Source organism: Mesorhizobium sp. M2C.T.Ca.TU.002.02.1.1 (genome assembly GCF_003997225.1).
Window position 1 is genome coordinate 1 of the sequence record NZ_RZTO01000263.1, and the last position, 7338, is coordinate 7338.

The window sequence follows — 7338 nt, forward strand, 5'->3', positions numbered from 1 at the left end:
CTTCTAAGACACCCAGAGTAACGGGAAGGAGAACGCCATGCTGCTTCAGCCGTTCGAAGCCAGAGAATCGCCGGATCGCGACGATATTCATGCATCCGACCGCCGGACAAGGAGTCCCGACAAGCGGGCGGTTGCCTCGGCGGATGCGGCTACGGTGATTGCGGGCCACATGAGCCGTGCTCCCATGTCAGCCGTGGACTATGCACCTGAATTCGATTTGGACGACCTTGTGGAATGGTTGGTCGCGGCTTTCCGCGGGCACCCGCACGTCTGCAACGTAATGACCCATATCAGCGGCGCCCGCTGGGAGCGGATCGCCCAGGCTCTCCGGGCCATCCTCGGTCCGGCCGCCATACGGGACGATCTTTCGCCGCTCGCTCAAAACATTGTCGAACTGATGTGGGCCGAGCGTGGTGTCGCCGGTCGGATCCTCAAGCCCTATCTGCACGAACAGTTTGCCAGGATTCTGCCGGGACCCGTTGCCGATCACCTTCTGCTTCGCATCGCTGGCCTCTGTGGAGCGCCGCAGGCTGGCGCTACGCACCGCTCGCTTGGAGACATCGAGCGCAGCGCTCACGCGGTAACATTGCTGGGACGCAAGTGATGAAAACGAGCCTGATCAGGGCCGAGCGCGTGATCGACGTGCGCGAGATCAGCCCTCGCCTCCGACATACGGTGATTTTCCAGCTGTTCGAGCATCTCGACGACACGCGTTCGCTTCAGGTCATCGCCGACCATGATCCACGACCGTTACGCCTTCAGCTTGAAGCGAGGCATGGCGAACGCTGCCTGTGGACCTATCTCGAACAAGGTCCCGACGTCTGGCGAGTCCGGCTGCACCGTCGTCACCTACGCTGCTGTATTCGCACGTCTTGCCGCGCGGTTTGATCGCTGATTCCGGGCCTAGGCTCCGTCGGTTAGCGCGCTCGAGCCAATCAGCGACGAGGCGCGCGCCAGAGGCACCGGCCGATGGCTCGCATCACGAGAAAGGCCTCATCGCCGTCGAGGACTCCTTCATGAAGCCGGCTTGCCCTCGTTGGACAACGACTAAAGATTCATCTATAATTCATTATATTGCGGCAATGCGACATTTGCCGGGTCACCAGCCGGCTCGCGGCAGGCTCCGAGCATCATAGCCGTCGCGCCGTCAGGAACCGGAACGCGGCGACAACGGATCATCGAATGCGGTTGACGACCTTCTCGGATTACGCTCTGCGGGTGTTGATGTATGCCGCCGCCGCGGGTGACCGTCTCATCACGATCGAAGAGACAGCGAAGACCTACAACATCTCGCGCGGGCATCTGATGAAGGTGGTCAACATCCTGACGCGTACGGGATACCTCAAGGGCGTGCGCGGACGTTCCGGCGGATTCACGCTGGCGGAGCCGCCCTCGGCCATCAATCTCGGCGCCGTCGTGCGCGCGACCGAGCCTGACTTTGCCCTGGTCGAATGCTTTGCCACCGGCAATCAGTGCATCATCACCAAGCGCTGCCAGCTGCCGGGGGTGCTGAACGAGGCGCTCAACGCTTTCGTTCAAACGCTCGACCGCTACACGCTGGCCGACATTCTGCTCACCAGACGCGATTTCCTCCCCCCAAAGGGGCCAATCAAGGAGACACGCGGTCCCCGTTTCACGGCGGCGAGAATGAAGCGATAGCTGCGGCTTGTTGCCTCGCTTTCAGTCAGTCCAGCGGACGATCTTTCTCGTCGAGAAGGATCCGTTCGGCCGCACCATCCAAGTCCTCGTACTGGCCGCTCTTCAACGACCAGAGGAACGCAGCTAAGCCGATGGCGCCGAGCGCCAGTGAAATCGGTATAAGATCGCCGAGGCTACCCATCACTCAACTGCCCGCGCGGCAAGCGCGATAGTCTCGCAATCACTAGCAAATCCTCTGGGAGTGCAGCAGCTCATCACGGCTCTCCACCCACATCGACACGAAGCTCCTCGCGCCCTGCATGGGCCTTCCACCGCATCGCCGAATAGGCATGCCATGTCGCATGGCCGAGCACCGGAAAGGCGATGATCAGCCCGATCATGCCGGTCGCCATGCTTAGCATGGACAGGCCGGTCACGACGGCGCCCCAAGTCAGCATCACCGGCCGGTTGTTCCACACAAGCGCCATGCTCCGCCCCATCGCGGTTAACGCATCGGTGCGTTCGGCCAGAAGCATCGGAATCCCGAAAACGCTGATCGCGAAGGAAAATGCAGCAAACAGACCGCCAACCAGACTGCCGACGGCGATAAGCGCCCAGCCCCTCGGAGTGCCGATGAGTATCCCGACGATTTCATTCAGACCGGGAAAGGGCTGAAGTCCGAAAAAGATCGCATAGAGCAGGACCGCCGCCCGCATCCAGAGGACCGCCAGCATGCTCAAAAGGACACCCACAAACAGGATCTGCCCGCCGGATCGGGCCGTCACGGACATCATGCCGGCAAGCGTGACGGCGAAGCCTTCCGCAAGACGCCGGCTCTTCTCATAGAGACCGGCTGCAATGAGCGGACCCACCACGAGGAACCCGGATAGCGCGGGGAAGAGGATGTAGTCATAGCCGAAACGGAACAGGCCCCCCACGATCAAGATTGAGATCGCAAGGACGAGCACGCCATAGGCCAAGCTGAGGCCAGGCCGCGTGGAGAAATCCCTCCAGCCGGCCTTTAGCCAGGAGAATGCGGCTGCGGGTCGCGGGTCGCGGCGCCAGTCGGTGCTCGTGGCGCCAATAGGCGGAACGACGGGGGGAAGCCTGTCGATATCGTGCGTCGCTTCCATTGGTCATCACTTCCTTTCAGCAGGACGATTGCGCCGCACGGAATTGGCCGTTCTTTCCTGGGATCTTCAGATGCGGCACGCAGTCGGGTTGCGAGACAAACGAGGTCCGCACGAGATGCACGTTGGCAGCCGCAAATATCCCGAGTCCGACGACAACGGCGAAGCCGACCAGCAGGCGTCTTTGCATGGGCAGGGTCATGGCGCGCCCTGCTTGAGATCGAGAACGTACAAAGTGAGGATTTTTCGATCAGTCTCTGTCAGGCGCTTTTCCCAGGTTGGCATGTGGCCCTGCCGGCCGTCCCAGACCGTGCGATAGATCGATTCCTCGTCCCCGCCATAAAGCCAAAAACTGTCGGTCAAATCTGGAGCGCCGGTGTCCTTGCTGCCGTTGGCGTCCTCGCCGTGACAGGCGCTGCAATTGGTCGCGAAGACCTTCTGTCCCGCCACGACTTTCTGTGCATCCGGACCGCTTGCGATTTCCGGATGGGAAAGCGAACGCACGTACGCGACCACATTGAGGATCGCCTCGCGGTCCAGCATCTGGTCCCGCCCCCAGGCTGGCATCTGCGAGGAACGGCTGTCGGGATGGTCCGAATTGACGCCGACCCGGATGGTCTCGAGAACCGCCTCGGGCGTCCCGCCCCACAGCCAGGCGTTGTCGACGAGGTCAGGAAAGCCAGGACCACCGGTGGCGTTTTTGCCATGACAGACAGCACAGTCACTGCCGAACAGCGCGTGCCCGGTCTCACGCACGTATTTCATGAGTTCCTTGTCCGCCTGGATGGCGGCGAAATCCTCCCTCTCGAGGCGGGTCGTCCAGGCTGAACGCTGGGCGGCCGCATCACGCAGGCTCGCTGCCACGTCCCGGTGCACATCGGCGCCAAGCAGACCCTTGGAGTAGGTCCTACCCAATGGCCAAGCCGGCATCAGCACCCAATAGATGACGGCAAAAAGAAATGTCGCCAGCAGGAACAGCCAGACGGGCTTGGGCACCCGCGTGTTGAGCTCCTTGATATCGTTCCATTCGTGCCCTGTGGTGGCGTGGCCAGTGTAGGAGTCGCGTTCGTTCACACGCATGGCCCGTTCTCGTCATCCATGATGCTGTTGGCGGCGTGATCGAACCGCTTCCCGTTTCCTGGCCAGAACGTGTAGGCGAGCACACCGATCGCCATCGCGATCAAGTAGAAGAGCCCCCACGACTTCGCGAAGGCGACGAGGGTTTCGTGGTCGAGTCCGGTCATTGTGTCGCCTCCGTTTCCTGATCCGGCCTATAGGCGGCATCGGTCAGACGTCCGAGGATCTGAAGATAGGCGACGAGGGCATCCATTTCGGTAACGACACCGGGATCGGCGTCGAAGGCTCGAATGTCAGTTGCTCCGCCATAGCGCGCCTTGACGCCTTGGGCTTGCGTGCTATCGGGCGTTGCCTGGCCATAGGCGTCGCTCGCCGCATTTTTGATCATCTCGTCCGTATAGGGCACGCCAAGTTCCTTGAGCGCCGCAAGATGCTCGGGCAGATCGTCCATGCGGAGTTCCGTCTGCTTGAGGAAACGATAGGCCGGCATCACCGACTCGGGAACCACGTCACGCGGGTTGTTGAGGTGCATGGCGTGCCATTCGTCCGAATACTTGCCGCCGACGCGTGCGAGATCCGGCCCGGTCCGCTTCGAGCCCCACAGCATGGGGTGGTCGTATTGCGACTCGACGGCCAGCGAATAAGGACCGTAGCGCTCCACCTCGTCGCGCAGCGTACGGATCATCTGCGAGTGGCAGGCGTAGCAGCCTTCACGGATGTAAATGTTGCGTCCCGCAAGCTCGAGCGGCGTGTAGACGCGCATGTCCGGCGCCTTTTCCACGGTCTCGTCAATGGTGAAGAGCGGGGCGATCTCGACCGTGCCTCCGATGCTGGCCACGACGATGATGGCGAGCATCAGGCCGATCGTGTAACGCTCAAGTTTATAGTGGGTCTGGAACATGGCGGTTCACTCCCCGGGCTGCAGCGCACCATGGGATGCCGACACGGCAGCCGGCTGAGCCCCCACTGCCTCTTGCGCGGCGGTCGGCGCAGCGCGGATCGTCATCAATATGTTGTAAAGCCCGACGGCCGCTCCTGCGAGGAACAGCAAGCCTCCCACCGCCCGGGCGATGTAGTAGGGATGCATAGCGACGACGGAGTCGACGAAGGAATAGGCGAGCGTGCCGCTCTCGTTATAGGTGCGCCACATCAGGCCCTGGATGATGCCCGAGTTCCACATCGCGAACACGTAGATGAGCGCTCCAGCTAGCGCGAGCCAGAAATGGAGCTCGACCAACCTCGGCGAGTACATCTGTGTGCGTTTCCAGAGCTGCGGCACCAGGTAGTAGATCGCGCCAAAGGTGATCATCGAGTTCCAGCCGAGGGTGCCGGCATGGACATGCGCAATTGTCCAATCCGTGTAATGCGACAACGAATTGACTGGCCGCATGGCGAGGAAGGATCCTTCGAACGTCGCAAGGCCATAGAAGACGGCGGCGACCATCATGAAGCGCAGCGTCGCGTCATCGCGAACCTTGTGCCACGCGCCGTTGAGCGTAAGCAGCGCATTCGCCGCCGCGATCCAGGAGGGCACCAGGAGCATGGCCGAGAAGCTCATGCCGAGCGTCTGCACCCATTGCGGCAGGGCGGTGTAGTGAAGATGGTGCGAGCCTACCCACATGTAGAAGAACGTGATGCCCCAGAAGCCGACGATCGACATGCGATAGGAGAAGATCGGCCGGCCGGCGCGCTTCGGCAGGTAGTAATACATCATGCCGAGAAAGCCGGCGGTGAGGAAGAAGGCGACGGCGTTGTGGCCGTACCACCACTGCACCATCGCATCCTGGACACCGGAGAAGAGAGAATAGCTCTTGGCGCTGGCGAAGGAGATCGGAAGCGCGAGGTTGTTGACGATGTGGAGCGCCGCCACAACCAGCATGAAGGCCATGTAGTACCAGTTGGCAACGTAGATGTGTGGCTCGCGCCGGCGCGCAAGCGTGCGCAGATAGAGCACCAGATAGGTGACCCAGACGATCACCAACCATATGTCGGCGTACCACTCGGGCTCGGCATACTCCTTCGACTGCGTAATGCCCATCAGGTAGCCGGTAACGGCGAGCAGACAGAAGAGATTGTAGCCGATCAGCACGAACCACGGGCTGAACTGATCCGGCAGCCGCGTGCGGGAGGTTCGCTGCACGACATGGAATGAGGTCGCGATCAGCCCATTGCCGCCGAAGCCGAAGATGACGCCGGTCGTATGGACTGGGCGCAGCCGTCCGAAACTGGCCCAGGCGGCATCGAAGGTCATGTCCGGATAGGCCAGAAGCCAGGCCACCCAGTCGCCGACGAACATGGCGAGGACGGCCCAAATCATTGCCAGAACGATGCCCGCCTTCACAGGATCATCGTAATAGTGCGCGCGCCGGTCTTCGCCCGGCTCCGGCAAGTAGTAGCCGGAGATGACCACGAAAACCATCACGATGCCGAAGACGAGCACCACGAACCCATTTCCGCCCAATGGATCATGGCGCCCTGCTGCCGCCATCGCCAATCCGATGAAGGCCACAACTGCGCTGCTGACGAGCGCGAGTTGCCGTTCGGTCCTGGTGAGCTGCGAGATCATCTTTGAGTTACCGCTCCAGGTTGCGGCCGGTGCTGCCGGCGCTGCGCGGTTGGCCAGAAGCGCAGCTTGCTGGGCCTACCGCGCGGGCGAATATTTTGAGCACGAGACCGACACAAGCGAGATCCGACCCGATGAAATTAGCTTCAGCGTACGCCGTCGAGGCAGGCATGGTCGCTCCCGTCGATTCTTTCGATATGATGTATTTGGCGTATATGTTTTAGCGGCGACGATGGCAACAGGCTGAAGCGAACCAGGCTGGGACGCTTTGTCTCACATCATGGCGGACCGCCGCTCGATCGGCACGTCGTGACGCCAAAAAGATACATTTTATATGTCTCTTTTGTTGCCATGAGGTGAAGCAAATTTCTTCCCTATGGCCGTGCCGACCCCGAGAGAGGGATTGAGGCGTGACATTGAGCAACCTCGTGGCCGACAGCTGGAACTACATCAGCATCCATAGAAGCTAACCGCTCAACTTGGCCGCTGGGGGAGTTTCCGTTTGCACGATCCGGAGCGACAGATGAAACGCATGGCGCCCGCATTTCGCTACGTCTGCGCTTACCAGGCGATAAAGAACATCGCCTTGGCGAGAAAGACGATCAGCACCACTTGGCAGAACACGCTCAGGTGGATCAGCTTGAAGTGCCGTGACTTGAGTTTGCCGCGGGCACCGAGCGTCGCCGCAGTGATGAAGTGCGCGAGGACGCTGAGGGCAAGCACGATCTTGATCGAAAGCAGCGTCGCGAAGCTGCTGGAAAAAGGATGCGCAAGGTCTTCGCGGTATTGCCAGGCCATGGCGATGCCTGCGGCGTACAGGGTCGCCATGACGAATGGCATCAAGCGACGCGCGCGCCGGCCGATCGCGGTTTCCACCGTGCGCATCACGTCGCGCCCGACGGGCCTGCGGATGCCCTCGAGGATGAGTAC

The 7338-nt window shown here is 61.3% G+C and carries 11 protein-coding genes; 3 read left to right on the forward strand and 8 right to left on the reverse strand.

The features are described 5' to 3' along the window. Positions 1-37 precede the first annotated feature (37 nt). The 3 genes from EOD07_RS15820 (at position 38) to EOD07_RS15830 (ending at position 1659) form a co-directional block, all read left to right on the forward strand. Positions 38-604: a hypothetical protein gene (locus tag EOD07_RS15820; protein ID WP_127236138.1), complete on the forward strand. Its 567-nt coding sequence runs from the start codon at positions 38-40 to the stop codon at positions 602-604. Beyond that, positions 604-888: a DUF2249 domain-containing protein gene (locus EOD07_RS15825; protein ID WP_127236139.1), complete on the forward strand. Its 285-nt coding sequence runs from the start codon at positions 604-606 to the stop codon at positions 886-888. Before EOD07_RS15820 ends, EOD07_RS15825 begins: the two co-directional genes overlap by 1 nt. Positions 889-1182: 294 nt before the next feature. After that, complete coding sequence (locus EOD07_RS15830; RefSeq protein WP_127236140.1) at positions 1183-1659, forward strand: Rrf2 family transcriptional regulator; 477 nt, start codon at positions 1183-1185, stop codon at positions 1657-1659. Between the two features lie 25 nt (positions 1660-1684). Here EOD07_RS15830 and ccoS read toward each other — a convergent pair whose 3' ends face one another. The 8 genes from ccoS to EOD07_RS37660 all read right to left on the reverse strand — a co-directional run. After that, on the reverse strand, positions 1685-1840 hold the full coding sequence (gene ccoS / locus EOD07_RS15835; RefSeq protein ID WP_127236141.1) for a cbb3-type cytochrome oxidase assembly protein CcoS: 156 nt from the start codon (positions 1838-1840) through the stop codon (positions 1685-1687). A 73-nt stretch (positions 1841-1913) separates the two neighbouring features. Next, positions 1914-2771: a DUF2189 domain-containing protein gene (locus EOD07_RS15840; protein WP_206519476.1), complete on the reverse strand. Its 858-nt coding sequence runs from the start codon at positions 2769-2771 to the stop codon at positions 1914-1916. A 16-nt stretch (positions 2772-2787) separates the two neighbouring features. After that, a complete protein-coding gene (locus EOD07_RS15845; RefSeq protein WP_127236142.1) occupies positions 2788-2970 on the reverse strand; it encodes a hypothetical protein in 183 nt (60 codons plus the stop codon). Then, entirely contained in the window at positions 2967-3848 is an 882-nt protein-coding gene (ccoP, locus tag EOD07_RS15850; protein ID WP_127236143.1) for a cytochrome-c oxidase, cbb3-type subunit III, read from the reverse strand. The genes EOD07_RS15845 and ccoP overlap by 4 nt, the downstream gene beginning before the upstream one ends. Then, a complete protein-coding gene (locus EOD07_RS15855; RefSeq protein WP_127236144.1) occupies positions 3839-4012 on the reverse strand; it encodes a cbb3-type cytochrome c oxidase subunit 3 in 174 nt (57 codons plus the stop codon). The genes ccoP and EOD07_RS15855 overlap by 10 nt, the downstream gene beginning before the upstream one ends. Continuing rightward, entirely contained in the window at positions 4009-4746 is a 738-nt protein-coding gene (ccoO, locus tag EOD07_RS15860) for a cytochrome-c oxidase, cbb3-type subunit II (protein WP_127236145.1), read from the reverse strand. Before ccoO ends, EOD07_RS15855 begins: the two co-directional genes overlap by 4 nt. Before the next feature lie 6 nt (positions 4747-4752). Further along, positions 4753-6411, reverse strand: coding sequence for a cytochrome-c oxidase, cbb3-type subunit I (gene ccoN, locus EOD07_RS15865; protein ID WP_127236146.1), 1659 nt, complete (start codon positions 6409-6411; stop codon positions 4753-4755). A gap of 558 nt (positions 6412-6969) precedes the next feature. Further along, positions 6970-7338, reverse strand: a 369-nt coding sequence (locus EOD07_RS37660) for a hypothetical protein (RefSeq protein WP_164772274.1), incomplete at its 5' end; no start/stop codon positions are given.